Here is a 26,219-nt window from a genome sequence, read left to right as displayed (position 1 = left end):
CGGGACTACAACCCCGGCCGGACCGCGAACTCATCGCCTCCGCGCGAACTTTCCGGCAGCCGATCCGGTAGGTCGAAGGCAGGCAGGCGCGCGTCGAGGAACGAGACGACCTCGGCCACCCGGCGCCCCCGCAGCACGAGCAGGTCCAGCCCCGCCGGCAGGTAGGCGGCGGCCGCGTCGTTCCACAGGTACGTCCCGTACGCGAGCTGCCCGTTGGCACTCGTCGGCAGGAACCGCCACCTCCGCCCTCCCGTCACCTCGGCCAGGAAACCGCGGATCCGCTCATGGCCCTCGTACCAGGCGGTCAGCGGCGGCATCGAGTACCGCGCGTCCTCCGTCAGCATCGCCACGATCGTCTCGACGTCCCCGGACTCCCACGCCGCGGCGTACCGCCCGGCCACCTCCCGCTGCCCCGCGTCGCCCAGGTCGGCGAGGATCCGCTGCTGACTGTCCGACGGCGTCAGCCCGGCGACGATCCGGCGGGCGCGCTGCATCGCGCTGTTGACCGCCGCGACGGTGGTGACCAGCATCCGGGCGGTCTCCTCGGCGGAGTAACCGAGGACGTCACGCAGCAGCAGAACGGCACGTTGCCGCGGCGGCAGATGCTGCAACGCGGCGACGAACGCGAGTTCCATGGTCTCCCTCGCGATGGCGCGGGTCTCCGGATCCGGTTGAACGGACGGGGCAAGGCGGTCCGGATACGGTTCGAGCCAGGTCACCTCGGCCCGGGACACGCCCGGAGCGGTGAAATCGGTCGGCAGTTCACGCCGCCCGCGCGAGTGGAGGAGAGACAGCGCGCGGTTGGTGGCAATCCGGTAGAGCCACGGCCGGACCGACCCATGACCCTCGAACCGGTCGACTGCCCGCCACGCCCGGTCCAGGGTGTCCTGGACCGCGTCCTCCGCGTCGTGGAAGGAACCGAGCATCCGGTAGCAGTGCGCCCGCAGCTCGTCCCGCAGCGGTGCGACCAGACGGCTGAAGGCCGCGCCGTCGCCAGCACGCGCCGCCGCCAGCAGCGTCGCCGTCACGTCCTCGCCCGACGGACCGGCCTCCGCCGATGGTTCGCCCCGGCTCACCCGCCTCAATCTAGTGCGGGGCACCGTCCCGGGTGCCCGGTCTCTGCGCCCGCCCGGCACAGGCCGGGTGGGCCGGGGCAAATAGGGAACGACCTTGATCGATGCCTTGACTCTCCAGATGAGACCGCTAACACTTGTCTGCAACACGCACTTAACAATGAGCACACATCTGCCCGCCTCGTCGTGACTGGCTTGAGCGTGATCCGGCGATGTTAGCGCTAACAAACTCGGACCCGGGGCAGCAGCGGCTTCGGCGATCAGCCTGATGCCCGAACCCAGAGAGGCCAGATCGGTGACTCACCACTTCCTGACGCGGACCACGTCGTCGCGGGGCCACACCGCCGGACCACCACGGAGCACCCGGTCGTTTCGCCGGCTGCTGATCGTGCTGGTGACCGCGACGACGGCGATGGCCGGCGGCATCGTCATCTCGTCGCCGGCCATCGCCGCCACCAACCAGTTCCGAGGCATGAACTGGGCCGTGCTGGGTGACAACTTCAGCACCGGCCCCCTCGTCGTGCAGGGCCTGAGCACCTCCGACAGCAACGCGACGGTGCGGGCCAAGGCCAACGCCCTCTATGACGACATGGCTTCCACCATGGGGGTCAACACCGTCCGGCTGCCCATCAACACCCACACGGTGGGGACGGCGTGGTGGGAGGCCTACCGAGGTGCCGTCGACGCCGCCACCGCCCGCGGGTTCAAGGTCATCCTCGCCTACTGGGAGGACGGCGCCGCCTCCGGCGGCCGGATCACGAACCTCGCCGCGTGGAACGCGATGTGGTCCACGGTGACCAACACTTACGGCTCGAACCCCGACGTCTACTTCGAACCGATGAACGAGCCCCACGGTTACAGCTCGACGGAGTGGCGCAACGTCGCGGCCGACTGGCTCAGCTACCACTACTCGGCGGTGCCCAGCCGGGTGCTCATCGGGGGCACCGGGTTCAGCCAGGACCTGCGCGACATCTGCAACGACACCCGCTTCGCCTCGACGCTGCTGTCCTTCCACCACTACGCCTTCTTCTACGGCGAGATGACCTACGACGCCTTCCGGAGCCACATCCAGACCCGCCTCGGCAACTGCGCGTCGCGGGCGGTCGCCACCGAGTTCGGCGCACCCATGAACGACGGCCGCAACTACGCCGACGCGAACAGCACCGACAACTTCGTGCGCCACATCCGCGCCATGGCCCAGGTCATGCGCGACAACCGGATGGGCGGCACGTACTGGCCCGCGCTCGGCGGCAAGCCCGGCACCATCGGCTACGACTGGTACTCGATGTACTCGCTCAGCGGTAGCGGCACCGACCTCAGCCTGACCGTCCGCAACACCTCCGGCGCCGACCAGATCCGGTACGCGTGGGGCGACACCATCGGGGGCGGCCCCACGACGCCCCCGCCGTCGACGGGAACGTTCTACCGGATCACCGTGCGGCACAGCGGCAAGGCCATGGACGTCCAGCAACCGAACACCGACAACGGCGCGCGCGTCGGCCAGTACACGTACAACGGCAACACGTGGCAGCAGTGGCAGTTCCAGGACGCCGGCAGCGGCTACTGGCGGCTCGTCAGCCGCAACAGCGGGAAGTGCCTCGACGTGGTGAGCGCGTCCACCGCCGACGGCGCCGAGCTGATCCAGTACACCTGCGGCAGTGGCGCCAACCAGCAGTTCCAGATGGTCACGGGCGGCAGTTACTTCCAGCTCCGGGCACGGCACAGCGGCAAGTGCGTGGACGTACCGGCCGCATCGACCGCGGACGGTGTGGTCCTCAAGCAGTACACGTGCAACACCGGTGCCAACCAGCAGTGGTCGCGTACGACCGTCTGACGGGCCCGCCGGCTGTCGATGGCCTTCCGCGATGTCAGATCGCCTGCGGCAGCGGGCGGTGGCGGGTCCGCGGCTGCCGGTGAGGCGTAGCCTCCCCCGGTCCTACCGCCCGCTCGCGGCGCCGGCCGACTCCCACAGCGCGGCAACCGCCGTCCGTACCGCCGGGGTGTGCTCGACCGCGTCGTGCACCACTACGTGTATCGACCGGATCGGCGTCGGGCGGACCACCCGGACGCGGGTCACGTCGTCGGGCAGGTGTACTGCCCCGAGCGCAGGGAGCACCGTGAGGCCGATGCCGGCCGCCACGAAGGCGAGCGCGGTCGGGTAGTCGTGCGCCTCGACGCGGAAGGCGGGGCTGAACCCGGCGGCGGTGCAGGCCTCGATGAGGTTGGCGCGACACCAGCCGCGGGCGAAGTCGTTGTCGATCCAGCGCTCGTCGGCGAGGTCGGCCAGGTCCACTTCCTCCTGCCCGGCGAGGCGGTGCCCGGCAGGAAGGACGGCCACGTAGGGGTCGTCGAGGAGGTGACGAGTGGTGAAACCCGAGCCGGGGTCGAAGCCGTTGCCTGCCACGACCACCTGGACGTCAGCGCGTTCCTCGCGGCTGTCCGGAATGTGTTCGCGCAACTGCAGGTCGAGCCGGACTCCGGGGAGCTCGGTGAGGATGCGCCGCACCACGAAAGGCATCCAGGCGCCGCCCACTGACGCGAAGTACGCGATGGACAGCGCGCCGGTGCGTCCGGTGCGCAGGTCGGCGATCAGCGACTCGGCCGCTCCGATCCGAGCGAGCACCCGGTCTGCTTCGGCGGCGAGGGCATGCCCGGCGGCCGTCGGTCGCAGGCCGCGTCCCACTCGGGCGAGGAGGGTCAGGCCTGTCTCGCGTTGGAGTGCGGTGAGGTGCTGGCTGATCGCGGAGGGGGTGTAGCCCAGGTTGGCGGCGGCGGCCTGGACGGACCCGGAGGCCACGACGGAGCGGAAGACGCGGAGGCGGTGGACGTCGAGCACCTCACGACAGTAAAGCCCCACTGAATGGTTGTGAAGAAATAGTCGCTGGTGCTCAACATTCGGGCGCATGAGGATCGTGACATGAGGAGTGCACCGCTGACCGCCGCCCCGAGCCGGCCGACTGCCACCGAGAGCGACCACGCCGGCACGGCGTACCCCCGGTCCTGGCCGACGGTCGGTGCCGCCGGTGTCACCGTGATCCTGTGGGCATCGGCGTTCGTCGGCATCCGCATCGCCGGGCACGACCACTCCCCCGGCGCCATGGCGTTGGGCCGCATGGCAGCGGCGTCCGTCGCGCTGAGCGCGTTCATGGCGGTAAACGCCGGCGTCCGACGCCGCAGCACGCGACCGCAGCACGCTCAGCCCGGGCCGGACGCCACGGCTCCCCGCCGGACGGCTCTGCCCCGTGGCGGAACCCTCGCGCTGATCGCGGTCTGGGGCGCGGCCTGGTTCGGCGGATACAACGTGGCGCTCAACGCCGCCGAGCGGCTGGTGGACGCCGGGACGGCGGCACTGCTGGTGGCGGTCGCGCCCATTCTCGTCGCGGTCGCCGCGGTCCTCGTTCTCAACGAGCGGCTCAGCGGCCGGCTCGGCGTCGGGGTGGCGATCGCTTTCGCCGGCGTCGCCCTGATCGCGGCCGGCGGCTTCACCGGACACGCCGACAAGGCCGGCGTCGCCCTGGCGGTGCTCTCCGCCCTCCTGTACGCCTTCGGCGTACTGCTCCAGAAGCGCCTACTGGCGCGGGTGGACGCCGTGACGATGACCTGGCTCGGCGCGCTGGCCGGGACCGCGGCCCTGCTGCCGTTCGCCCCCACGCTCCTGGCAGAACTCGCCACGGCCCCACCGGCGGCCACCCTGGGCATGCTGTACCTGGGCGTGTTCCCGACCGCTGTCGGCTTCCTCACCTGGGGCTACGTCCTGTCCCGCTGGACCGCGGGTCGCACCACCGCCGCGACCTACCTGGTGCCCCCGGTGACCGTCCTGCTGTCGTGGACGCTGCTCGGCGAGGTGCCGGCACCGCTAGCACTGGCCGGCGGCGCGCTGTGCCTGAGCGGCGTGGTCCTCGCCACGCGCCGCTGACGTCGATGCTCTCGCGCCGATCGGCGGCTGTCGGGAGGCGCCGGCGGGTGCCGTACTGCAGATCGCGTCCCGGAATCGGTGACCCGGCGGTCGGCGTGGTCAGAGGCCGGCGGCGGCGTCGTACCGGCGCCGCAGGTCGGCCATCTCCGATGCGGGCAACGCTTCCCTGAGTGCCAGTTCCTCGTACTTGTCGGGGAACATCTCCCGCAGCCGGTCGACGAACCTGACGTCGGCGGTCGCCTCGACCACCTCGATGCCGGGAGGCTGGGTGGTCATGTCCATGATCAGCGGGCCGACGAGTTTGACCGCCCCGTCCCACTGGCGCTTCTGCTCGGCGACGCCGCAGAGGTGGAAGCCGTAGACCGTCCGGACGTCGGCCAGTGTGGCGGCCCCGGCGGGCTCGTGGCCGTAGACGTGGACTCCGCAGACGACCTTCGGCGCGGCCTGCTCTCCGGCCGGCGCCTGTGGGGCGGTGTGCCCGGCGTGACCGTGATGTGTCGGGTCCGCCTGCTCGAGGGTCGTACGCATCCGGGCCAGGATCTCCTGGCGGAGAGCTGCCGGGTCCGTCTTCGGGGTGGTCGAGGTGACCACGGCGGCCACGCCGATCGACGCGGCCAGCAGGCACACCTCGATCCACACGAACGCGCTCCGGTACCAGCCGCTGAGTACCCGGGGAATCATTGTCGTTCCTCACCTCGTCGCGGTTCCTGATGGTGGCGGAGGGCAGCGGCCGACACACTGCCGGCACGGCGATGCCCCGACGGTGGGGTGGCGCAATTCGCGCCACCCCACCGCAGACGCTGTTACCGGACGGTGCAGGTGAGGGTGGGTGTGGAGTTGGTGCCGTTCCAGGAGGCGTTGAAGCCGAAGCTGGTGGTGGCGTTGGCGCTCAGGGAACCGTTGTAGGCGACGTTGGACGCGGTGACCGACGAACCGCTGGAGGTGACCGTCGCGTTCCAGGAGTTCGTGATGCTCTGGCCGTTGGGCCAGGTCCATGCCACAGTCCATCCGGAGATGGCGGCGTTGCCGGCCCGGACGGTGACCTCGGCACCGAATCCACCGGACCACTCGTTCGTCTTGCGGAAGGTGGCGGTGCAGGCACCGTTTCCGGCCGGCGGCGGGGTCGTCGGCGGCGGGTTGCCGCCGCCGCCGAAGATCACGTCACTGCACAGGTAGTACGGCTGGTCGAGGTGGGACGCCTGCCAGATGGTGTAGACGACGTGCCGTCCGGTGCGGCTGCCCGCGTTCACCTGTGCCTCGTAGAGCCCGGTGGTCGGGTAGCTGCCGGTGCGGAGTACCAGTTCGAGGCTGTTCCAGGTGAGGGGCTGCGTGGTCGGGTCGAAACCCTGCTTGGTGATGTAGATCAACATGTAGTCGGCGCCGTGCTTGGCGCCGTCGGTCAGCGTCAGCGTGAAGTTGTTCGGCATCGGCTTCGCGGTCCACGCGCCGACCGCGTCGAGCGAGGCGTACAGGCCACCCTGGGTGCGGCCGCCGCTGCACAGCTGTCCGTCGGGCACGGCGGCCTGGTGGTTGCCGCCGACGTTCTCGCGGTACAGGCCGTTCCAGTTCCACATGGTGTTCGGGTTGGCCTGCCACGCCTGCCAGCACATCGGGTCGGTCTGGGCCATCGTGGGGTTGAGGTGGTCGGAACCCCAGCGCTCGTAACATCCGTAGTTGCGTGACGGCGGGTTGGTGACCGATCCGTGCGCCGAGGCCGGACCGGCCTGGTTGACGGCGACCATCGTGAACGAGGCGACGAGAACTGCGACCGCGCCCAGTCCCAGACGGCGTACTGTCCGTGAGATTTTCATGATGCTCCAGTGGATGCGCCGGCGCCCAGTGGCCCTCGCTGGGTGCCCACCCCGGAGAAGGTGACGCCGATCGATTCAAGCCGTCCCAGGGGTGGACGGCACTGCTGCCCAGCAGCGCATGGCGACTCCCAGCCACGATGTTAGTAAAGACGGCTGTCAATGTAAATCGATACCGACGCACCGGATCAGACCGCGAGGGCCGCGCGCACCTCCCGCTCCGCCGTCACTCCCCCGTCGCCGTGCGAGGTGACCCGGCCGGATTCGAGGACGTGGTAGCGGTTCGCCACCCGCAGCGCGAACCCGAGGTGCTGCTCGACGAGCAGCACGCTGAAGCCGGACTGCCGGGTCAGCTCGACGATCCGCTCCTGGATCTCGGCGACCACCGACGGCTGGATGCCCTCGGTCGGCTCGTCGAGCATGAGCAGCCGCGGCCGGGTGATCAACGCGCGGGCGATGGCGAGTTGCTGACGCTGACCACCGGAGAGCAGCCCGGCCCGCCGCCGCAGCAGCGGACGCAGCGCCGGGAACAGGTCCAGCACCTCCGCCGTCGCCACCACTCCGTCGCGCCGGGCGTCCGCGACGAGGCGCAGGTTCTCCGCCGCCGTCAGGTGCGGGAAGCACTGCTGGCCCTGCGGGACGTACGCCATGCCGCGCGCCACCCGCTCGTGCGGCGCGAGGCGGGTGACGTCCTCGCCGTCCAGCTCGACGGTGCCGGCGGCCGGGCGCAGCAGGCCCGCCGCGACCCGCAGCAGGGTGCTCTTGCCGGCGCCGTTGTGCCCGAGCACCGCGGCCACCCCGTCGGGTGGGACGGCGAGGTCCACGCCGTGCAGCACCCGGGAACGCCCGTATCCGGCGTGCACCCCGCGCAGGGTAAGCATCATGCCTCCAGACCGCTGGGGACCGACCCGGCGTCGACCGGGTGGCCGAGGTAGACCTCCTGCACGCGCGGATCCGCCTGGACCTGCGCCACGGTGCCCTCGCTGAGCACCTTCCCCGCGTGCAGCACTGTGACGCTGCGCGCGAAGCGACGCAGGAAGTCCATGTCGTGCTCGATCACCACCACCGTGCGGTCCCGGCTCACCGTCTCCAGCAGGGTGCCCGTGGCGTCGCGCTCCTCGTGGCTCATCCCGGCGACCGGCTCGTCGAGCAGCAGCAGCCGCGCGTCCTGCACCAGCAGCATGCCGATCTCCAGCCACTGCTTCTGGCCGTGTGCGAGCGTGCCGGCGAGCCGGTCGGCCCGGCCGGTCAGCCCGATGGTCTCCAGCGCGGCGGCCACCTCGTCGGGGATCCGCCGTCGACGCCGGGCCAGGGTGGCCCAGCTCCGGCGGGCACCCGCGGCGATGTCGAGGTTCTGCACGACCGACAGCTCCTCGAAGATGGTCGACGTCTGGAACGTCCGGCCGATGCCGAGCCGGCTGATCCGGTGCACCGGGCGACCCAGCAGCTCCTGGTCGCCGAAGCACACCGAGCCGGTGGCCCGCACCAGACCGGTGATCGCGTCGACCAGGGTGGTCTTGCCGGCACCGTTCGGCCCGATCAGGAACCGGATGTCACCGGCCGGCACGTCCAGCGAGACGCCGTCGACGGCGGTGAAGCCGTCGAAGCTGACCCGCACGTCACGGACGGACAGCCCGGCCAGCCGGTCGCCGCTCACCGGTCCACCTCCGCCCGCTCGGCACGCCGTCGGCCCGGCGCCGGCCGGCCGCGCCGGCTCCGCTGCCCGCCGGCGTCGCGGCGGCGGGCCAGCGCCCACAGCGACGCCAGGCCGCCGGGAAGGAACGCCACCACCACCACGAAGAGCAGACCCTGCAGGTACGTCCAGGTGCCCGGGAAACGTTCGGAGAGGGCGGTACGCGCCCAGGCGACCGCCACCGCGCCGAGCACCGGCCCGAGCAGCGTGGCCCGGCCGCCCACCGCCACACCGATGACGAACTCGATCGACGGGACGATGCCGATGAGGGCGGGCGAGATGATGCCCACCGCCGGCACGAACAGCGCGCCGGCGAGGCCCGCCATACCCGCCGCCACCACGTAGGCGACGAGCTTGACCGACGCCGGGTCGTAGCCGAGGAAGCGGACCCGCTCCTCGCTGTCACGCACCGCCACCAGCAGATCCCCGTAGCGGCTGTGGACGATCTGGCGGGCCAGCGCGAGCAGCGCGAGCAGGACGCCGGCGATGATGAAGTAGACCATCCGCTGGTTGACCGGGTCGTCCAGGTCGTAGCCGAAGAAGCCCTGGATGTCGGTGAGCCCGTTGGTGCCACCAGTGGTCCCCTGCTGCCCGATCAACAGGATCACCATGGCGGCGGCGAGAGCCTGGCTGAGGATCGCGAAGTACGCGCCCCGTACCCGGCGGCGGAACACCAGCGAGCCGAGCCCGAAGGCGACGGCCATCGGCAGCAGCACCGTGGCCGGCAGCGCGAACCACGGGCTGGCGAACGGCCGCCACCAGACCGGTAGTTCGTCGAGCTGCCCGTACAGCTGCATGAAGTCGGGCATCCCGCCGGGACCCGCGTCGGCGAGCTTGAGGTGCATGGCCATCGCGTAGCCACCCAGGCCGAAGAAGACGCCCTGGCCGAGGGTGAGCATGCCGCCGCGCCCCCAGGCGATGCCGATGCCGACGGCCACCATGGCGACGCACAGGTACTTGGCGAGCAGGGCCAGCCGGAAGTCCGACAGCGCCAGCGGCGCGACGGCGAACAGCAGCGCCGCGCCGAACGCGAACCCCGCCGCAGCACGCAGCCGGGACCGGCCACCGGACCGGCTCGCAGGCGCGGTGCCGGCCGGGGCCGGTGCGTCGGCGGTGCTCGGTGGCGCGGGTGTCACGGCGGTCATGCGAGGCTCCTGGTCCGCAGGGTGAACAGGCCCTGTGGCCGCCACTGGAGGAACGCGACGATCGCCACGAAGACGATCACCTTGGCGACGCTGAGGGTCGTGAGGTACTCCCCGGTGGCCTGGAGGACCCCGAGGGCGAAGGCGACGATCACGCTGCCCTTGAGCTGACCGATCCCGCCGACCACGACGACCAGGAAGGCGTCGATGATCAGGTTGGTGCCCATGGTCGGGCCGATCGGGCCGAGCAGGGTGAGCGCCACCCCGGCGAGCCCGGCCAGGCCCGAGCCGAGAAAGAAGGTCGTGCGGTCGACCCGGGCGGTGGGGACGCCGGACACCGCGGCGAGGTCGCGGTTCTGCACGACCGCGCGGATCCGGCGCCCCAACGGGGTGAACCGCAGCGCCAGGGTGAGGGCGGCGACGGCGGCGAGGGCCAGGGCCAGGATGAACAGCCGGTTGTTGGCGACCGTCAGCCCGCCGGGCAGGGCCACGTTGCCGGTGAGCAGGTCGGGCGCGCGGGTCTGCACGTTCGGACTGCCGAAGACGTCCCGGGCGAGCTGTTGCAGCATCAGGGACACGCCCCAGGTGACCAGCAGTGTGTCCAGGGGGCGGGCGTAGAGCCGGCGGATCAGCAGGATCTCCAGCAGCACCCCCATCGTGCCGGCGACCACGAACGCCACCGGCAGCGCCACCAGCAGCGACAGGCCGGCGCCGGTGATGCTCTGTTGCAGCACGTACGTGGTGTAGGCGCCGGCCATGATGAACTCGCCGTGCGCCATGTTGATGACGTTCATCTGGCCGAAGGTCAGCGCCAGCCCGAGCGCGATGAGCAACAGCACCGCGCCGATGCTGATGCCGGTGAAGAGTTGACCGAAGAGGACTGTCACGGTGGGTACTCCCGTACTGCTGGTCGGGGTCCCGGGCGGGAGCGCGTCGTCGCGGTGCCCGCCCGGGGCCGGCGTCGTCAGCTCAGGGCGCTCGCCCACGGATAGGTCTTGAGGTACGGGTCCGGCGCGATCGGCTTGCCGGAGTTCCACACCTCGGTGATCAGGCCGTCCGCGCCGACCTTGCCGATGCGGGCGGTCTTGGCGATGTGCTGGGTCTTGCCGTCGACGGTGACCAGGCCCTCCGGCGCGTCGAAGGTGATTCCGTCGGAGGCGCCGCGGACCTTCTCGACGTCGAACGCGCCGGCCTTCTCGACCATCGCCTTCCACAGGTGGACGCTGACGTAGGCGGCCTCCATCGGGTCGCTCGTCGGCTTGTCCGCGCCGTACTTCGCCTTGTACGCGGCCACGAACTTGCCGTTCGCCGCGCCGGGCGTGGTCTGGTAGTAGTTCCAGGCGGTCAGCTGACCCTCCAGGTACTGGGTGCCGATGCTCTTGACCTCCTCCTCAGCGATGGACACCGACACCACAGGCATCGCGGTGGCGGTCAGCCCGGCCGACTTGTACTCCTTGAAGAACGCCACGTTGCTGTCGCCGTTGAGCGTGTTGAAGACCGCCTGCGCGCCGGACGACTTGACCTTGTTGACGATCGTGCCGAATTCGGTGGACCCGAGCGGCGCATAGTCCTCGCCGACCACTGTCATCCCGTTCGCCGCCGCGTACGCCTTGATGATTTTGTTGGCCGTCCGCGGGAAGACGTAGTCGCTGCCGACCAGGTAGACCGATTTCGTTCCCTGGGCCTTGAGGTAGTCGAGCCCGGGGACGATCTGCTGGTTGGTCGTCGCGCCCGTGTAGAAGATGTAGGGCGACTGTTCCAGACCCTCGTACTGCACCGGGTAGAACAGCAGCGCCTTGTTCTTCTCGAACACCGGCTTGACCGCCTTGCGGCTGGCCGACGTCCAGCAGCCGAAAACGGCTGCGACCCGGTCCTCGGAGATGAGCTTCTCGGCCTTCTCGGCGAAGGTGGGCCAGTCCGAGGCGCCGTCCTCCCCGACCGGCTGGATCTTCTTGCCGAGGACGCCGCCGGCGGCGTTGATCTCCTCGACGGCGAGCATGATGGAGTCGCGGACGGTGACCTCGCTGATCGCCATGGTGCCGGAGAGCGAGTTGAGCAGGCCCACCTTGACGGTGTCGCCGGAGACGTCGGCGGTGACTCCGGCCGTGCCGCCCTCGTCACTGGTCTTGCTGCCGCACGCGGTCATGACCGCCGCGGCGACGAGGGTCATGGCACCCGCCAGGATGCGGCGGCCCCAAAGAACTGACATCTAATCTCCCTGCGGTGCACTCAGGTAGCGAAAGGACGGTCGGTGCGGTCCGGTGGAGTTGGCGATGACGAGGTCGACGGGTGGACGTCGCGTGTGGTCATCGCATCGGTTACGGGCACGCAAAGCGTTGACCGACATGATTGCGCGGACGTTTCCCAGTCCTTAATTGACTGTTTCCCACACACCTGGAGAGAACGCACGAAGCAACGACTGACAGCGCCCCATGCGAGACGATTTCAGCCGTGCCCAATTCGCCGAAGAACAGCGCCACCACAATGGTCGGCGGACAGATTCCGCCGAGGGTGGACAGACGTTCGCGGTATCCGCCCCTGGGGCAGATACTTCACGCAGGAAGCATCTTATGACCGGGCCGGGTGGACGTGTCAAGGGTCTGCACCGGGCGGTCAGAGCTGGGCGAGCACTGTGAAGTCGAGACCGTCGGCCTCGGCGAGGTAGATCCGCTGGCGCACGTGCCGCCGACGCAGCTGGAGCCGGCCGCGCGGCCCGTGGTACGCCACCGTGTCGGCAGCCGTCTCGATCGCCCGCACGTCCAGGGTGCGGGCCTGCCCGATCAGGGCGGCGAGCAGCATCACGCCCTCGTAGCAGGACTCCCCCAGGCTGCCCAGCGGCGGCGCCTCCACCCCGAACCGGCGGGCGAACTCGCCGTGGAAGTCGAGGTTCTCCTGCGTCACCAGGCCGGCGAAGAAGCCAGCCGTGCTGTAGAGCCGCCGGGTCGCACCCGCCCCGCTGGCCAGCAGCATGTTCTCGTCCATCAGGGTGCTCAGCCGCAGGCGACGCTGGTCCATCGCGGCCCGCGCGAACGCCCGGTTGAACCGCACCGCGTCCGCGCCGACGAGCAGCATCACCACTGCGTCGGCCGCGCTGCGCTCGATCCGGCGCAACACGTCGTCGAAGTCGTGCGTCTCCAACGGCAGGAACGCCTGCCCCACCACGCGACCACCGCCGCTCAGCGCGTACCGCTGGGCCGCCCGCGCGGTGCGCCGGGGCCACACGTAGTCGTTGCCGACCACGAACCAGCGGCGCACGCCCTGCTCCCCCGCGAGCAGTCGCATCGCGGGCCACAGCTGGGCGTCCGGCGTCTCGCTGGTCAGATAGACCCCCTCGGTACGCTCACCGCCCTCGTACAGGGCGGTGTACACGTACGGCACGCGGTGCGCGACCCGGGGCGCGAGCGCCTGCCGCACCGAGGAGATGTGCCAGCCGGTCACGCCCTGCACGGCGCCCACCGACACCAGCGCCTCCACCTGGGCGGCCACCTCAGCCGGCGGGGCGCCACCGTCGACCGGCACCAGGCGCACCTCGCGGCCCAGCACCCCGCCACCGGCGTTGATCTCCTCGACCGCGAGCTGGGCGCAGAGTTCGCAGGTCGGGCCGAACATTCCCGCCGGCCCACGCATCGGGTACACCAGCGCGATGCCGACCACGGTCCGATCGACTGTGAGCCACGGCGGGGCCGGCGCGGACATGAGCCCATGATTGCCCGGCCGACGTGGGAAAACCACAGCTCTCCACGGACCGGGACGAGTCGCTACCATGACAGGGCCACCGGCCCAGGGAGTTCCATGTCAGACGTGCCCGGGGCGCCAGCCGATCTGCTGCGCTCGCTCACCCGCGCCGAACGGCTGCTCTCCCGCCGGATGGCCGCCGTTCTGGCCGACGACGACCTGACCACCGAGGCGTGGCGGGTGCTCTGCCTGCTCGCCGACGGTCAGGGCCATCCGATGAGCGAGGTGTCCGCCGAGGCGTCGCTGCCGCCGGGAACCCTCACGAAGCTGGTCGACCAGCTCGTCGACCGTAACCTGGTTTTCCGGCGGATCGACCCGCTGGACCGCCGGCGGATCCGGGCCTACCTGACCGCCCGGGGGCGCCGCGAGCACGCGCGCCTCGACGAGCGGGTCCGGACCAGCCTCGCCGAGGTGGGCGTACCGGGCGACACCGCCCTGCTCGACCACCTCGCCGACCTGATCGCCCGGCTCGACCCGGCGGGCCGCCGCGACCACGTCGAGGTGGCCGGCCTTCGGCGTTGACCCCTGCCTCACCCCACCTCGGTGAGCAGCGGCTTCCCTTCGAGGTGGGCGCGCAGCGTGTGCGCGTCGGGAGCGGTGGCGGTCCACAGTGTCGCCGGGCCGCCCGCCAGGGGCAGCCGGGCGACGGTGCCCTCGACCGTCGCGGTCTCGTGGGGAAGTGACGGGTCGACCACCAGCAGCGACCCGGTGGCCGGCGCGCCGCCGAGCACCGCGGGGCCGGCCCAGCCGGGCGCGCCCGGTCCCACCTTAAGCGACTGGCGCAGCAGCGGCCGGCCGTCGTAGTCGACCCGGGTGTGGACGACCGCGCCGCCCGGCGCCTCGCCGTACCGGCCGCAGATCACCTCGTCGCGCCAGGTCAGCCTCGCCCCGGCGGCCAGCTCGACCCGGGACTCGGCGAGGTGGGCGCAGCCGGCCGCCGCGACCAGTTGCTCGGGCAGCCAGTGCAGTGCGCCGCCGTCGTGCACCACGGCGCGGACCGCCATCCGGGACACGACGCCGGGCCGGCCGGGCAGGGCGACCGAGGCGGCGACGGTGTGTATCCGCACCGCCGCCCCCGGCCCCACGTCGATGTCCAGCCGCAGGTCGTCGCCGGCGAGCGGGCCGGCCGCTCCGCCGACGACGTACACGGTCACGCCACGGCCGCCGCCGGGCGTCTGCCGCAGCAACAGCGGCGTCTCACCACGCAGCTCGGCGAGGACCGTGCCGCCCCGGCCGTCGGCCCGGGCCACCAGCCGGGCGTACGCGCGCATCAGACCGGGCCGCCCCGCGCGGCGACCGGATGCGCTGCCGCGTGGTGGGCCAGTTCGTGGCGGATCCAGTCGGCGACCGGCCCCGCCGCCGTGTCGCCGACGATCGACAGGAACACGGTCGGCAGGTCACCGCGCCGGGCCCGCGCGTCCCGGTCCATGACGGAAAGGTCCGCGCCCACCATGGGGGCCAGGTCGGTCTTGTTGATCACGAGCAGGTCGGCGGACGTCACACCGGGTCCGCCCTTGCGCGGCACCTTGTCCCCGCCGGCCACGTCGACCACGAATATCTGCCGGTCCACCAGGCCCCGGCTGAACGTGGCGGTCAGGTTGTCCCCGCCGCTCTCGACCAGCACCAGGTCCAGCGGGCCGACCGCCTCGGCCAGCTCGTCCACGGCGTCGAGGTTGGCCCCGATGTCGTCCCGGATGGCTGTGTGCGGGCAGCACCCGGTCTCCACGGCGCGGATCCGGGCCGGGTCCAGCACGCCGGCCCGCTTGAGGAAGTCGGCGTCCTCGGTCGTGTAGATGTCGTTGGTGACCACGCCGAGTCGCAGCTCGCCGGCGAACGCCCGGCACAGCGCCGCCACCAGGGCGGTCTTACCGGACCCGACCGGCCCGCCGATGCCGACGCGCAGCGCCCGCCCGGCTTGCGCCAGGGGCGGATGCGGGTCCACCCCCGGTTCGGGGTGGGTGTGCGGAACGGTCTCGTCGTGCGGGGCGGGATTCCGGCCGGCATCGGGCGCAACGGTTTCAGGACGCAAAGAGACGCACCTCCCAGGTGGCATGAGCTTCGGCATGGATGTCGGCAAGGGGGGCGGCTGCCGCGGGCAGCCGCTCGGGTGGATCGTCGGCGGCCCGGGCCGCGGCGGCGGCGGTGCCGTCGCACAAGTCGGCGAGACCGACCAGCAGGGCCTGGACCTGGTACGGGTCGAGGCCGAGCAGGCGTACGGCCGCACTGGCCGCACCGGTCACCGTTGCGTGGACGGCGACCGTGGCGGTCTCGGCGCGGCTCAGGCCGGCGGCGGCGCAGAGCAGCCCGAGCACCAACGGCTGGTGCGCTCCGCCAGGTGTGGAGGGCAGGTCGTCGAAGGAAGCCTCCGGCCAGATGGCCCGGCCCGCGCGCAGCAGGGCCCGTCCCTGGCGACGGGACACCGTGCGCAGCGCCGGTGCCGCCGTCCGGGCGTCCAGCTCCGCGTCGAGCAACGCCAGCGCGGACCCGCGTACGGCGGAACCGGCCGAGGTCACCGCCCGGTGCGCCGCCGCCGCGAACGCCGCACCGACCAGCCCGGCGGTGGCCAGCCGGCCGGTCAGGAACGCCTCCAACGTGGCCAGGTCGGTGACCCGGCCGGCGGCGACGGCGGCTTCCAGGCCGCCCGAGTGGGCGTGCGCGCCGGCCGGGAAGCGGCCGTCGGCCAGCAGCAGGAGCAGACTCGACGTCGCCATCAGAACAGGAAGTACCGCTGGGCCATCGGCAGGCGTGTCACCGGGTCCGGCTCCACCACCTGACCGTCGATCCGCACCGTGAAGGTGTCCGGATCCACCTCGATCCGGGGCATCGCGTCGTTCTCCGGCAGGTCCGCCTTGCCCCGCGAGCGCACGTCGGCGACGGGCACCACCCGTCGCCGCACGTCGAGGCGCAGCCCGGCATCGAGGGCGGCCGGCGCGACGAACGCCAGGCTGGTGGCCGACGCCGCGGCGCCGTACGCGCCGAACATCGGGCGCGGCAGCATCGGCTGCGGCGTCGGGATGGACGCGTTGGCGTCACCCATCTGGGCGTACGCGATCATGCCGCCCTTGAGCACCAGGTGCGGTCGTACGCCGAAGAACGCCGGATCCCACAGCACCAGGTCGGCCAGCTTGCCCGGCTCGACCGAGCCGATCTCCCGGTCCAGCCCGTTCGCCATCGCCGCGCAGATGGTGTACTTCGCCACGTACCGGCGGGCCCGGTGGTTGTCGGCCGCGCCGTCGCCGGGCAGCGCGCCGACGCGCTCCTTCATGACGTGCGCGCTCTGCCAGGTTCGCAGGATCACCTCGCCCACCCGGCCCATCGCCTGCGCGTCGGAGCCGATGATGGAGATCGCGCCGAGGTCGTGCAGCAGGTCCTCGGCGGCCATCGTGGACGGCCGGATGCGGCTCTCGGCGAAGGCCAGGTCCTCCGGCACGGACGGGTTGAGATGGTGGCAGACCATCAGCATGTCCAGGTGCTCGGCGAGGGTGTTGGCGGTGTACGGCCGGGTCGGGTTGGTCGACGACGGCAACACGTTGGGCTCGCCGGCCACCGTGATGATGTCCGGCGCGTGCCCGCCTCCCGCGCCCTCGGTGTGGTACGAGTGGATGGCCCGGCCGGCGATCGCCCGCAGCGTGTCGGCCACGAAACCGGCCTCGTTGAGGGTGTCGGTGTGGATGGACACCTGCACCCCGGAGGCGTCCGCCACCCGCAGGCAGGCGTCGATCGCCGCCGGTGTGGTGCCCCAGTCCTCGTGCAGCTTGAAACCGCCCGCGCCGGCGCGCAACTGCTCCCACAGCGCCTCCGGCGAGACGGTGTTGCCCTTGCCGAGCAGCAGCACGTTGACCGGCAGCGTGTCCAGCGCCTCGTGCATGCGGGCCAGGTGCCAGGCGTTCGGGGTGACAGTGGTGGCCCGGGTGCCCTCGGCCGGGCCCGTGCCGCCGCCGACGAGCGTGGTGATGCCACTGGCCAGCGCCTCGGTGACGATCTCCGGGCAGATGAAGTGCACGTGGGTGTCGACGGCGCCGGCGGTGAGGATCCGGCCGTTGCCGGCGATGACCTCGGTGGCCGGGCCGATGACCAGCTCGGGGTGGACGCCGGGCATGGTGTCCGGGTTGCCGGCCCGGCCCAGCGCCACGATCCGCCCGTCGCGCAGACCCACGTCGGCCTTGACCACGCCCCAGTGGTCGAGCACCACCGCACCGGTGACGACGGTGTCGAGCGCGCCCTCGGCGCGGGTCGCCCGCGACTGGCCCATCGACTCGCGGATCACCTTCCCGCCGCCGAAGACCGCCTCGTCGCCGCCCACGCAGTGGTCGGTCTCCACCTCGATCAGCAGGCTCGTGTCGGCCAGCCGGATGCGGTCGCCGGTGGTCGGCCCGTACAGGTCGATGTAGCGGTCCCGCCGGACGGCGCTCACCGCGCCGGCCCGTCGGTCGTCGGCGCCCCGCTCGCCGGCGCCCCGTTCGTCGGCGCGTCTGTTTCCGGCGTGGTCGGTGGCGCTTCGTCCAGCGGCCCGGCGCACTCGCCGCGGAGACCTGGCACGACGCGTGCGCCGCCTAGCGGGACCAGCTCGACGACGCGGCTCACTCCCGGCTCGAACCGGACCGAGGTACCCGCCGCAACGGCGAGACGCTGACCCCAGGCCGCGGCCCGGTCGAACATCAGGGCCGGGTTGGCCTCGGCGAAGTGGTAGTGCGAGCCGACCTGCACCGGACGGTCGGCGGTGTTGACCACGACCACTGTGGTCACCGGCCGACCCACGTTGATCTCGACCGGGCCGGCCGCCGGCAGGATCTCCCCGGGGATCACGGGATCGGGTGGTGCACCGTCACGAGCTTGGTACCGTCCGGGAACGTCGCCTCCACCTGCACCTCCCTCAGCAGCTCGGGGATGCCGTCCTGGACGTCCTCGCGGCCGAGCACCGTCCGGCCGGCGGACATGAGGTCGACCACCGACCGTCCGTCGCGGGCCCCTTCCAGCAGGAAGGCGACGATGATCGCGACGGCTTCGGGATAGTTGAGGCGCAGGCCGCGTTCGCGGCGGCGGCGAGCGACGTCGGCCGCGACGTGGACGAGCAGGCGGTCCTGCTCGTGCGGGCTGAGGAACACGGGATTCTCCGGTGGGGATCGGCGTGGCCCGCTCGCCGTCGGCTCCGCGCGGAGCCGCGCCGGGCAGCACCACCCGGAGTACGAGCTGGAGTCACACGACCGCCGCGTCGACCGCCGACGGGGTGGCCCGGGACTCCACCATCCCGGCCCGCGCGACGGGCACCCGGCGGTGTCGGTCGGATGCGGACCGCACCGCCCACCGCTTGAGCCGACCGTAGAGGATCGCCACCGGCGGGGGCAACAGTGTGCTCGGCATGAGGGATCGAGCCGCGGCCTGTTGGATCAGCCGCCGGGCGGCCTCGCTTGCTGCGCCGGAGAACATCGGTGCCGCTAGGGTGTGCCGGTGCAAACCTTGGCGAGGATGCGCTGCGGAGCGACGCTCGGGCGGTTGCTGTGCCACCCCACGCTGCCGTTGGTCGCCGGGTGGGACACCGACCGTCCGACGATCAGGATCTGGGAGTACACGGTCGGGCAGCTACGCGAGATCGGCGCCTTCGGTACGGGTGCGGCTGGCTACGACGCCAGCGGCTACGACCGCGCCGAGCGGACACCCTCTGCCGCCTGGCATCCGACTGAACCGCAGCTGGTCATCGCAGACGACACCAGCACGGTCTGCTGGACTCCATCGGGAACCGCCCCGATCGACGGCGTACCGCCGGCCGAGTACTCACGAGAGGTGGCGTTCAGTCCGGACGGTCGGACGCTCTGGCTGTCGCCCAACGACGGCGAGAACGGCTGGGAGTCGTCCATCGCGCTCGACCTCGCCTCCGGCACGACCTCGACCGGACCGCGCTGGGACACCGGAGTCGCGGCGCACCCCGGTGGGGGCCTGGTCGCCACCCTGCAAAGCGACCAAGGCGCCACGCTGGTGCGCTTTTCGCAAGACACCCAGCCTGTGCTGCGGCCATTGCGACGCGCGTTGATCCTCGACTGCGACGGCTACCAAACTCCGATCTTCAGCCCGGACGGACGGCACTTCGCGATACGGGGCAACGCCTACGACAACTCGCTGGAAGTCTTCGATTTCCCGTCCCTGCGCCGGCTTCTCGGCCTGACACTCGGGGATCCCTGTCCCGGGTACCCGTACCCCGAGGAATGGCTCGAGAGCATGAACGCCTGGTCGCGCCACAACGTCGCGTTCGGCCCGTCCCCGGGCGTCCTCTGGATCGGCACACCGGAAGGTGCCCTCATCGAGTTGGAAATCGACGGGCGACAGGTGACCGAGCACGAGGTTCTGCCCGGAACCCCGGTGACCGCTCTGACAGCCGCCGCCACCGGCGAACTGATCGTCGCCGGCGACGGCACCCTCGTCGTGCTCTCGGGAGGACCGGCCACCACAGCGGAGGGAGCAACCGACGCAGTCCGCACCTTCCTCACCGGCACCGCCGAGTCCTCAGCCACCGACATCGACGAACTCGATCTCACCGACGGAACCCGCACCTGGCAGCCCGGCGAACTGAGAACGATCACCGAGGCGTCCGACAGCGACCCCTCGTGGCTGAAGATCGGAGCAACCATGAACGGGCTCAAGGCGGATCACCCGGCCGCATCACCGCAGGGCAAGCCACTCCCCTCCGCGCAGGCTCGGTGAGCGCTTCGGCCGGGTGGCAGGCATGCCTGTGTGACGCCGACGGAGCGGTGCGCGACGATCAACCGATGCAGCGTTTCGACAGCCTCGGCGGTGACCTGGTGGTGGGCGCCGCCGTCCGAGCGACCATCGTCAGCCATGAGCGTTGGGGAGTAATGACCGCTGTCCTCGGACATGAGACTGTGGGCTCGTCGGTCGACGCCGGCTTCATCGACAGCCCGTCAGGCACGTCTCGGGCGCTGCCCGAGGAATACCCGCCGATCGGCGAACAGGTCGACGCAGTCGTCCAGGAAATCAGCAGGTACCACCCGCCCCTCTGGGTACGCCTCACGATGCGTGCCTCGGATCTGCGGGAGTTCAGTTGGCCGTGCGGATGCTGCGGTGAGCTCACCGTACTCAGCCCCGGCGGCGACGGCGTCACCGTGGATGTGCGCAGCAGCGAGGGACCCGGATGCGCGTCGTTCGTCGCGCACCGGTCGTGTCTGGCTGACCGCCTCAACCCGGACTTCCACGGCGACCGGGCACGGGTCCAGGCCGTGGGGCGCGACCAACCGCCCGCCCCAGCGACCGAAGATCCACCACTCTGACAGCGGTGCCCGTTGACGGACCCATCCTGACGGACCCGCCAGATCAGACCACGCACGTCCAACGCCTTGCAGATCGCAGCCTGCCGAGGTAGGCACATCTCGGATGCCGTCGCCCGGCTGCGATGCCACACTGCGGCAGTGGAGCGCTTTCGGTGTGCGGGCTGTGGGAACACGCTGAGCGTCCCGGTCCGGTTGGTGGAGTTGCCGGCGGAGCCGCACTGGTCGCTCCTGGACTGCCACCACGTGAACCCGCCACTCCTGGACCCCGGCGCCTACGCGATCGACGATGCCGCCTACGGCCGTGATCAGGTCGCCGGCACCTTCGTCCTCTCACCCGGCGACGTACGCGGGACACGCTTCGTCCATGACCGTGTCCGCACGGGCTGCTGGTCGGTGGTGGGATGGATCCCCTGTGTCGCGTGTCGGGGCTGCGACGCCGTGGTCGCTTCGCGGGCAGATGACTGCAACGTGGCGCAGGAACTGCGCTTCCACCCAGCGATGGTTGTCCGGGAGCGATGTGACGATGAGCCGGACCGCGCCACCGATCCTTTCGGCCTGGTCGCTGACTGGGACCGCCCGGCGCCCGACACCAGACGACACCGCGGGGTGCCCGAGCCGACCCGTCCCCGTCCCGAACTCGTCGCCACCCGCTGGGGCGGTCGAGGTGTGAAGGAAGCCCTCTTCCGAGACGATCCCCCGGCCTGACCCAGCCGCGGGTGAATGCGTCGACTGCCGCAGGGTCACCAGGCGTCCGTGGTGGGCGCAGGCGGTTCGGGCGTGTCGGTCACTGAACGGGCGCCGACCGGATCGGCCGGCGGGCTGGATCCCCGGGTGCCCGCTCCGGCCCGGAACGGGCACCCGGGATCGGTACGAATCAGAAGGCCGTCCGTCGCAGGCCGATGATCTGGAGGGCGGCGAATCCGGCGACCACCACCGCCTGTGCGATCACGAGCGCGACGCCGAGGGTGGTCAACGGGAACCAGCCGGCGACGAGCACCTCGACGCTCGCGGCGACCCAGGCGATGTTGATGGCGATCACGACCGCCACGGCGGGTCGGCTCACCGTGGGCCTCGACGCGAGGAGGAGCAGGGTGGCCGCGAAGACGACCAGGAAGGCGCCAACGGGGTAGAGAAGACCGGCGGGAAGGCCGAACAGCCGGCCGAAGATCGCCGCGGCGGCGAGGTAGACGACGCCGTTGGCGCCGGAGCCGATCGCGTCCTGCTTGAGGGCGAAGCGGAGCAGCTTGGCGTCGTCGGCGGTCCGGACGGTACTGGCGATGGTGGCCATCTCGAAGTCCCTTCGTGGTGCTGACGTGCGTCTGATCACGAAGCTACGGAGCTGGTGGCCATGCCGAATCCGTCATCGTGACGGTAGGTTGCCAGTCGTGCTGTACGGGCGGGTCGAGGAACAGGCGCAGATCGACCGGCTGGTGGACGGCGCCCGGGAAGGTCGCAGCGGCGCCCTGGTTCTCCGGGGTCCGGCGGGAATCGGCAAGTCGGCGCTGCTGGAGTACGCCGCGCTGCGGGCGACCGGCATGCGGGTGGTGCACGGTGTCGGTATCGAGTCCGAGGCGGCGTTGCCGTTCGCCGCGCTGCACCTGCTCCTGCGAACCGGGCTCGACCGGATCCACGCGCTGCCCGACGGGCAGGCGAGGGCGCTCGGTGCCGCCTTGGGGCTGCGCGACGCGCCACCGGAGAGCCGGTTCCTGGTGGGCCTGGCCACCCTCAGCCTCCTGTCCGAGCTGGCCGGGGACGGCGGACTGCTCTGCCTCGTGGACGACGTGCAATGGTGCGACGAGGCGTCCGTCGACGCCCTGGTGTTCGCGGCGCGCCGGCTCGGCGCCGAGGGTGTCGCCATGATCTTCGCCGCCCGTCCGGACCTCCCGGTCACCGGCCTTCCCGAACACCGTCTCGCCGGGCTCGACGACACGGCCGCCACCGCCCTGCTCCCCGCCGATCTTCCGCCGCAGGTCCGGGAGCGCCTCGTCCAGGAGTCGGCCGGCAACCCGCTGGCGCTCATCGAGCTGCCGGCCGCGCTGACCCCCGAACAGCGGACCGGGCGGTTGTCGCCGGTGGGGGCGATGCCGGTGGCGGAGCGGATCCAGGAGGCCTTCCTCGCGCAGATGGCCGCGCTGCCCGAAGCCGCGCGCACCGCTCTCCTGGTCGCGGCAGCGGAAGGCTCGGGCGAACTCGCGACGCTGGTCGCCGCCGGCGCTCCGCTCGACGGTCTCGAAGCCGCCGAGCGGAGCCGGCTCATCGGGATCAACGGGACGGCCGTCGGTTTCCGTCATCCCCTCATCCGGGCTGCCGCATACCAGAGCGCGTCGGTGAGCCGCCGCCTCGCCGTACACCGCGCGCTCGCCGACGCGCTGAGCAGCTCGGCCTCGCCCGACGCCGCCGACCGGCGCATCTGGCACCTGGCCGCCGCCGCGCTCGGTCCCGATGAGGACGTCGCGCGGAAGCTGGAGGAGACGGCGGGCCGGGCCCGTACCCGGGGCGGTCACGCCGCGGTGGCGGCTGCCTACCAGCGGGCCGCCGAACTCACCGTCGATCCGGTACGCCGATCCGCTCGGCTGGCCGCGGCGGCGCTGGCCGCGAGCGACGCCGGTCTGACCGACCGCGCCGCCGCGCTCGCCGCAAACGCCACGCCCGACGTGGACGACCCGGCGATGATCGTGGCGTTGACCCAGGTCCGCGCCCACCGCGAGGTCGAGCTGGGGACGCCGCTGGCCGCCGGCCGGATCATCCTCGACGCCGCGCCCCGGGTGGCGGCGCGCGACCCCGAGCAGGCGACCTGGCTGCTGGTGGAGGCGGTTCGCTGCGCCTGGTTCGCCGGCGACGCGACGCTGGCCGAACAGGCGGCGACGGTGCTCCACGAGCTGCCGGCGACCAATTCGCCGCTGGTCGGCCAGGCGGTGGGGCTGACCCGGCTGCTCGTCGGCGACCTCGCGGGTGGGCTGCCGCTCACCGGCGGCGCGCTGGACCCGTCCGGGCTCGCCGGGCTGGGCGTTCCCGGACTGACCTTCACCGCCGGCGCCGCCCTCGCGACGGGCCGCGCGGCCCTCTGCGAGGAACTCACCAGGCGGGTCGTGGCGGACTGCCGGACGAGCGGGATGATCGGCTGGCTGGCGTTCGCCCTCCAGGACCAGGGGTTCGCGCAAGGGCTACAGGGCCGCTACGGGGAGGCGAGGGCGACCCTCGACGAAGGGCTGCGGCTGTCGACCGACCTGGGTCACGAGCACCGGGTCATCCACCTCACCTGCTGTCTCGCCTGGGTGCTCGCTCATCAGGAGGACGTGGCGGGGTGCCGCGCGAGGGCCGAGGACGGCGTCCGGCGGGCCGACGACCGCAACCTGGTCCTCGCGGCGACCCTCGGACGCTGGGCGCTCGGCCGGCTCGAACTCGGCCAGGGGAACGCGGACGCCGCTCTGGAGCAGTTGGAACGGATCCCGCCGACCGGGTTCGGGGCGCTCGCCGCCGCCGATCTCGTCGAGGCGGCGGTCCGCAGTGGCCGGCCGGAGCGGGCCGCCGAGCCGCTGGAGCGCTACGTGACCTGGGCACGGCATGTCCGTCAACCGGCCTCGGACGCGGTCGCCCTGCGCTGCCGGGCCCTGGTGGAGCAGGACGAGGCGCACTTCGTCGCCGCCGTTCGCGCCCACGACGGCGACGACCAGCCGTACGAGCAGGCGAGGACGCGACTCGCCTACGGCGAGTGGCTGCGGCGGGCCCGGAGGCGGGCGGATGCACGCACCCAGCTCCGCGCCGCGCTGGAGGTCTTCGACCGGCTGGGCGCGGAGTCGTGGGCCCGGCGGGCCCGCGCCGAGCTGCGCGCGACCGGGGACGTCCCGGCCGCGCCGCGCCGGGCCGGCGACCCGCTCAGCGTGCTCACGGCGCAGGAACGCGAGGTCGTGCGGCTGGCCGCCGCCGGCGCCTCCAACCGCGACATCGCCGCCCAACTCTTCCTCAGCCCACGGACCGTGGGCTACCACCTCTACAAGGCGTTCCCCAAGCTGGGCATCACGTCGCGGGCTCAGCTGGCGACACTGGTCGGGGTCGCGTCCACCGGGTGAGGACGGCCGCCCGCGGGAGGTCACACCGGATTCATCGCCCACATCACCGCAGGCCAAAGCCTTCCGTTATGCCCGGCCTCGGTGACCACTTCGGGCGGGCGACGAGACCCCGTCGCTCCATCGCCCGATGGCCGCCATCAAGACTTCGAACTGCGGGACCCGCTCCTCTGGCCTTCATCCTGCGCGCCGCATGGACCTGGCCCCGGATCATTCGAGCCACCGCCGGCCGCGACCTCGCCCAGGCACGGGTGTGACGCTCGAGGCAGGTCCGGTTGCGGGGTCGGTGACAGCGGCTCCGGCAACAGCGACCGCGAGCAGCAGCACGATCCAGAGCGGACGGCGCCGACGTCTCGCGGTTCGGGTCAGGTGGTGCCGCGGACGACCAGCGTCGTCGGCAACACGGTCGGCTTGGGCGGGTCGTCGCCACCGTGCAGCATGGCGACCAGCGCCTCGGCGGCGGCCGTGCCGAAGCCGGGCTTGTTCTGGGCGACGGTGCTGAGCCCGGGCGGGATCAGCGCGGCCACCTCGATGTCGTCGAAGCCGACAATCGCAATGTCGTCGGGGATCCGTAGGCCGGCCGCCTGGGCCGCCCGCATCGCGCCGACAGCCATCTCGTCACCGGCGACGAACACTGCGGTAGGGCGGTCGTCGAGGGCGAGCAGCCGGTCCATCGCGGCGTGACCGCCGTCGAGATAGAAGTCTGCCTCGACGACGTGGCCGTCGGCGAGCGGCAGGCCGGCCCCGGCCAGCGCGGCCCGGAAGCCGACGAGCCGTTCGGCTCCCGGCCAGGTTCGCAGCGGGCCGGTGATGGTGGCGATGCGCCGGTGGCCGCGTTCGACCAGGTGGCGCACGGCGAGCGCCGCGCCGCCGGCATTGTCCGAGGTGATGTAGGTCGACGTCGGGCCGTCGACCCGCAGGTCGAGAGCGACGCACGGCACCTGGGCTTCGACGAGGGCGAGCACGGCCGGGTCCCGGGTGCCGTTGTCGATGATGACCGCGCCGTCGAGGTTGTGCTGGCGGACGGCGCGCACGTATCGCTGCCCGTCGTCGGGCCCCGCCGCGTCGTGGCCGGCGAGCATGAGCAGGTTCAGCCCGTGCGCGCTGAGCGCCGTCTTGAGCGCGACGAGGATCTCCTGCAGGAATGGGTGGCGCCATCCAGGGCGGCGATGGTCGGTGTCCCACACCAGACCCACCATGTTGGATTTCTTCGTGGCGAGCGTCCGGGCCGACCCGTTCGGCAGGTAGCCGATCTCGGCGGCCAGGTCGAGGATGCGCTGGCGGGTGTGCTGGCTGACGACCTCGGGGGTGTTGAAGACGCGGGACACGGTGGCGACGGACACGCCGGAGCGGCGCGCCAACTCCCTGATAGTGGTCAATGCGGTGCCTTCTCTGTAACCGGTTTCACGACCATAGCGCCAGCGATGTCCGCCGGTCAAGCCGCATCGACCGTTACCGTTTCGTAGCTTGACACCCCCTAGCCGAACCCGTTCACACTTCTCAGG

At 71.8% G+C, this 26,219-nt stretch carries 26 protein-coding genes; 7 read left to right on the top strand and 19 right to left on the bottom strand.

From position 1 onward, the window contains the following. Nucleotides 1-5: 5 nt before the first annotated feature. Nucleotides 6-1,013, bottom strand: a complete 1,008-nt coding sequence (locus tag EAD96_RS16200; RefSeq protein ID WP_121684923.1) for a sigma-70 family RNA polymerase sigma factor — start codon at nt 1,011-1,013, stop codon at nt 6-8. Between the two features lie 454 nt (nt 1,014-1,467). Here EAD96_RS16200 and EAD96_RS16195 point away from each other — a divergent pair, with 454 nt between their 5' ends. Continuing rightward, nucleotides 1,468-2,907, top strand: coding sequence for an RICIN domain-containing protein (locus EAD96_RS16195; protein ID WP_233585863.1), 1,440 nt, complete (start codon nt 1,468-1,470; stop codon nt 2,905-2,907). Between the two features lie 102 nt (nt 2,908-3,009). On the opposite strand, the gene EAD96_RS16190 is transcribed toward EAD96_RS16195, so the two are convergent. After that, on the bottom strand, nt 3,010-3,909 hold the full coding sequence (locus EAD96_RS16190; protein ID WP_120569375.1) for a LysR family transcriptional regulator: 900 nt from the start codon (nt 3,907-3,909) through the stop codon (nt 3,010-3,012). A gap of 81 nt (nt 3,910-3,990) precedes the next feature. Between EAD96_RS16190 and EAD96_RS16185 the strand changes: the two genes are divergently transcribed. After that, nucleotides 3,991-4,989: a DMT family transporter gene (locus EAD96_RS16185; RefSeq protein ID WP_121684892.1), complete on the top strand. Its 999-nt coding sequence runs from the start codon at nt 3,991-3,993 to the stop codon at nt 4,987-4,989. A gap of 99 nt (nt 4,990-5,088) precedes the next feature. On the opposite strand, the gene EAD96_RS16180 is transcribed toward EAD96_RS16185, so the two are convergent. From EAD96_RS16180 to EAD96_RS16145, 8 genes are all read right to left on the bottom strand, one after another. Beyond that, the gene (locus EAD96_RS16180; RefSeq protein ID WP_121684891.1) at nt 5,089-5,670 is read right to left on the bottom strand and encodes a hypothetical protein; all 582 of its coding nucleotides are present in this window, start codon (nt 5,668-5,670) and stop codon (nt 5,089-5,091) included. 122 nt (nt 5,671-5,792) lie between these two features. Next, a complete protein-coding gene (locus tag EAD96_RS16175; protein ID WP_121684890.1) occupies nt 5,793-6,800 on the bottom strand; it encodes a lytic polysaccharide monooxygenase in 1,008 nt (335 codons plus the stop codon). 185 nt (nt 6,801-6,985) lie between these two features. Beyond that, entirely contained in the window at nt 6,986-7,678 is a 693-nt protein-coding gene (gene urtE / locus EAD96_RS16170) for an urea ABC transporter ATP-binding subunit UrtE (RefSeq protein WP_121684889.1), read from the bottom strand. Further along, the gene (gene urtD / locus EAD96_RS16165; RefSeq protein WP_121684888.1) at nt 7,678-8,454 is read right to left on the bottom strand and encodes an urea ABC transporter ATP-binding protein UrtD; all 777 of its coding nucleotides are present in this window, start codon (nt 8,452-8,454) and stop codon (nt 7,678-7,680) included. Before urtD ends, urtE begins: the two co-directional genes overlap by 1 nt. Continuing rightward, complete coding sequence (gene urtC, locus EAD96_RS16160; protein ID WP_121684887.1) at nt 8,451-9,635, bottom strand: urea ABC transporter permease subunit UrtC; 1,185 nt, start codon at nt 9,633-9,635, stop codon at nt 8,451-8,453. The genes urtD and urtC overlap by 4 nt, the downstream gene beginning before the upstream one ends. After that, the gene (gene urtB / locus EAD96_RS16155) at nt 9,632-10,519 is read right to left on the bottom strand and encodes an urea ABC transporter permease subunit UrtB (protein ID WP_121684922.1); all 888 of its coding nucleotides are present in this window, start codon (nt 10,517-10,519) and stop codon (nt 9,632-9,634) included. Before urtB ends, urtC begins: the two co-directional genes overlap by 4 nt. A gap of 77 nt (nt 10,520-10,596) precedes the next feature. Next, nucleotides 10,597-11,841, bottom strand: coding sequence for an urea ABC transporter substrate-binding protein (gene urtA, locus EAD96_RS16150; protein ID WP_121684886.1), 1,245 nt, complete (start codon nt 11,839-11,841; stop codon nt 10,597-10,599). Nucleotides 11,842-12,245: 404 nt separating this feature from the next. Then, entirely contained in the window at nt 12,246-13,328 is a 1,083-nt protein-coding gene (locus EAD96_RS16145; RefSeq protein WP_121684885.1) for a substrate-binding domain-containing protein, read from the bottom strand. Nucleotides 13,329-13,424: 96 nt separating this feature from the next. On the opposite strand from EAD96_RS16145, the gene EAD96_RS16140 reads away from it, so the two are divergent. Continuing rightward, entirely contained in the window at nt 13,425-13,889 is a 465-nt protein-coding gene (locus EAD96_RS16140) for a MarR family winged helix-turn-helix transcriptional regulator (protein WP_121684884.1), read from the top strand. Nucleotides 13,890-13,897: 8 nt separating this feature from the next. Here the strand turns inward: EAD96_RS16140 and EAD96_RS16135 are convergent, their stop codons facing one another. The 7 genes from EAD96_RS16135 to EAD96_RS31010 form a co-directional block, all read right to left on the bottom strand. Further along, entirely contained in the window at nt 13,898-14,638 is a 741-nt protein-coding gene (locus EAD96_RS16135; protein WP_121684883.1) for an urease accessory protein UreD, read from the bottom strand. Continuing rightward, on the bottom strand, nt 14,638-15,396 hold the full coding sequence (gene ureG / locus EAD96_RS16130; protein ID WP_121684882.1) for an urease accessory protein UreG: 759 nt from the start codon (nt 15,394-15,396) through the stop codon (nt 14,638-14,640). The genes EAD96_RS16135 and ureG overlap by 1 nt, the downstream gene beginning before the upstream one ends. After that, nucleotides 15,386-16,078, bottom strand: coding sequence for an urease accessory protein UreF (locus tag EAD96_RS16125; protein ID WP_121684881.1), 693 nt, complete (start codon nt 16,076-16,078; stop codon nt 15,386-15,388). Before EAD96_RS16125 ends, ureG begins: the two co-directional genes overlap by 11 nt. Next, nucleotides 16,078-17,781, bottom strand: a complete 1,704-nt coding sequence (locus tag EAD96_RS16120) for an urease subunit alpha (RefSeq protein WP_121684880.1) — start codon at nt 17,779-17,781, stop codon at nt 16,078-16,080. The genes EAD96_RS16125 and EAD96_RS16120 overlap by 1 nt, the downstream gene beginning before the upstream one ends. Further along, nucleotides 17,778-18,173 carry an urease subunit beta gene (locus EAD96_RS16115; RefSeq protein ID WP_121684879.1) on the bottom strand — a complete coding sequence of 132 codons (396 nt, stop codon included), beginning with the start codon at nt 18,171-18,173 and terminating at the stop codon, nt 17,778-17,780. The genes EAD96_RS16120 and EAD96_RS16115 overlap by 4 nt, the downstream gene beginning before the upstream one ends. Then, nucleotides 18,170-18,472 carry an urease subunit gamma gene (locus EAD96_RS16110; protein ID WP_091427589.1) on the bottom strand — a complete coding sequence of 101 codons (303 nt, stop codon included), beginning with the start codon at nt 18,470-18,472 and terminating at the stop codon, nt 18,170-18,172. The genes EAD96_RS16115 and EAD96_RS16110 overlap by 4 nt, the downstream gene beginning before the upstream one ends. Before the next feature lie 91 nt (nt 18,473-18,563). Continuing rightward, a complete protein-coding gene (locus EAD96_RS31010) occupies nt 18,564-18,728 on the bottom strand; it encodes a hypothetical protein (protein ID WP_158614799.1) in 165 nt (54 codons plus the stop codon). Between the two features lie 87 nt (nt 18,729-18,815). Between EAD96_RS31010 and EAD96_RS16105 the strand changes: the two genes are divergently transcribed. The 3 genes from EAD96_RS16105 to EAD96_RS16095 all read left to right on the top strand — a co-directional run bounded on the left by EAD96_RS16105 (nt 18,816) and on the right by EAD96_RS16095 (nt 21,352). Continuing rightward, entirely contained in the window at nt 18,816-20,063 is a 1,248-nt protein-coding gene (locus EAD96_RS16105) for a hypothetical protein (protein ID WP_199733193.1), read from the top strand. Between the two features lie 65 nt (nt 20,064-20,128). After that, a complete protein-coding gene (locus EAD96_RS16100; RefSeq protein ID WP_121684877.1) occupies nt 20,129-20,647 on the top strand; it encodes a hypothetical protein in 519 nt (172 codons plus the stop codon). A 195-nt stretch (nt 20,648-20,842) separates the two neighbouring features. Beyond that, the gene (locus EAD96_RS16095; protein WP_233585859.1) at nt 20,843-21,352 is read left to right on the top strand and encodes a hypothetical protein; all 510 of its coding nucleotides are present in this window, start codon (nt 20,843-20,845) and stop codon (nt 21,350-21,352) included. A gap of 169 nt (nt 21,353-21,521) precedes the next feature. On the opposite strand, the gene EAD96_RS16090 is transcribed toward EAD96_RS16095, so the two are convergent. Beyond that, the gene (locus EAD96_RS16090; RefSeq protein WP_121684875.1) at nt 21,522-21,935 is read right to left on the bottom strand and encodes a hypothetical protein; all 414 of its coding nucleotides are present in this window, start codon (nt 21,933-21,935) and stop codon (nt 21,522-21,524) included. Between the two features lie 97 nt (nt 21,936-22,032). On the opposite strand from EAD96_RS16090, the gene EAD96_RS16085 reads away from it, so the two are divergent. Beyond that, nucleotides 22,033-24,717, top strand: coding sequence for a LuxR family transcriptional regulator (locus tag EAD96_RS16085; protein ID WP_233585844.1), 2,685 nt, complete (start codon nt 22,033-22,035; stop codon nt 24,715-24,717). A 362-nt stretch (nt 24,718-25,079) separates the two neighbouring features. Here EAD96_RS16085 and EAD96_RS16080 read toward each other — a convergent pair whose 3' ends face one another. Then, entirely contained in the window at nt 25,080-26,153 is a 1,074-nt protein-coding gene (locus EAD96_RS16080) for a LacI family DNA-binding transcriptional regulator (RefSeq protein ID WP_233585837.1), read from the bottom strand. Nucleotides 26,154-26,219: the final 66 nt, after the last annotated feature.

The organism is Micromonospora sp. BL1 (assembly GCF_003667485.1).
In the GTDB taxonomy this organism is placed as follows: domain Bacteria; phylum Actinomycetota; class Actinomycetes; order Mycobacteriales; family Micromonosporaceae; genus Micromonospora; species Micromonospora tulbaghiae.
This window is presented reverse-complemented; position numbering and strand designations above follow the sequence as displayed.

What these genes read in the sequence shown, in the direction of transcription:
- EAD96_RS16175 (WP_121684890.1), bottom strand. Translation starts at nt 6,800, where the DNA reads ATGAAAATCTCACGGACAGTACGCCGTCTGGGACTGGGCGCGGTCGCA.
- EAD96_RS16145 (WP_121684885.1), bottom strand. Translation starts at nt 13,328, where the DNA reads ATGTCCGCGCCGGCCCCGCCGTGGCTCACAGTCGATCGGACCGTGGTC.
- EAD96_RS16135 (WP_121684883.1), bottom strand. Translation starts at nt 14,638, where the DNA reads ATGCGCGCGTACGCCCGGCTGGTGGCCCGGGCCGACGGCCGGGGCGGC.
- urtA (WP_121684886.1), bottom strand. Translation starts at nt 11,841, where the DNA reads ATGTCAGTTCTTTGGGGCCGCCGCATCCTGGCGGGTGCCATGACCCTC.
- EAD96_RS16125 (WP_121684881.1), bottom strand. Translation starts at nt 16,078, where the DNA reads ATGGCGACGTCGAGTCTGCTCCTGCTGCTGGCCGACGGCCGCTTCCCG.
- EAD96_RS31010 (WP_158614799.1), bottom strand. Translation starts at nt 18,728, where the DNA reads ATGCCGAGCACACTGTTGCCCCCGCCGGTGGCGATCCTCTACGGTCGG.
- EAD96_RS16185 (WP_121684892.1), top strand. Translation starts at nt 3,991, where the DNA reads ATGAGGAGTGCACCGCTGACCGCCGCCCCGAGCCGGCCGACTGCCACC.
- EAD96_RS16140 (WP_121684884.1), top strand. Translation starts at nt 13,425, where the DNA reads ATGTCAGACGTGCCCGGGGCGCCAGCCGATCTGCTGCGCTCGCTCACC.
- EAD96_RS16090 (WP_121684875.1), bottom strand. Translation starts at nt 21,935, where the DNA reads ATGGCCACCATCGCCAGTACCGTCCGGACCGCCGACGACGCCAAGCTG.
- urtE (WP_121684889.1), bottom strand. Translation starts at nt 7,678, where the DNA reads ATGCTTACCCTGCGCGGGGTGCACGCCGGATACGGGCGTTCCCGGGTG.
- urtC (WP_121684887.1), bottom strand. Translation starts at nt 9,635, where the DNA reads ATGACCGCCGTGACACCCGCGCCACCGAGCACCGCCGACGCACCGGCC.
- EAD96_RS16100 (WP_121684877.1), top strand. Translation starts at nt 20,129, where the DNA reads ATGCAGCGTTTCGACAGCCTCGGCGGTGACCTGGTGGTGGGCGCCGCC.
- EAD96_RS16180 (WP_121684891.1), bottom strand. Translation starts at nt 5,670, where the DNA reads ATGATTCCCCGGGTACTCAGCGGCTGGTACCGGAGCGCGTTCGTGTGG.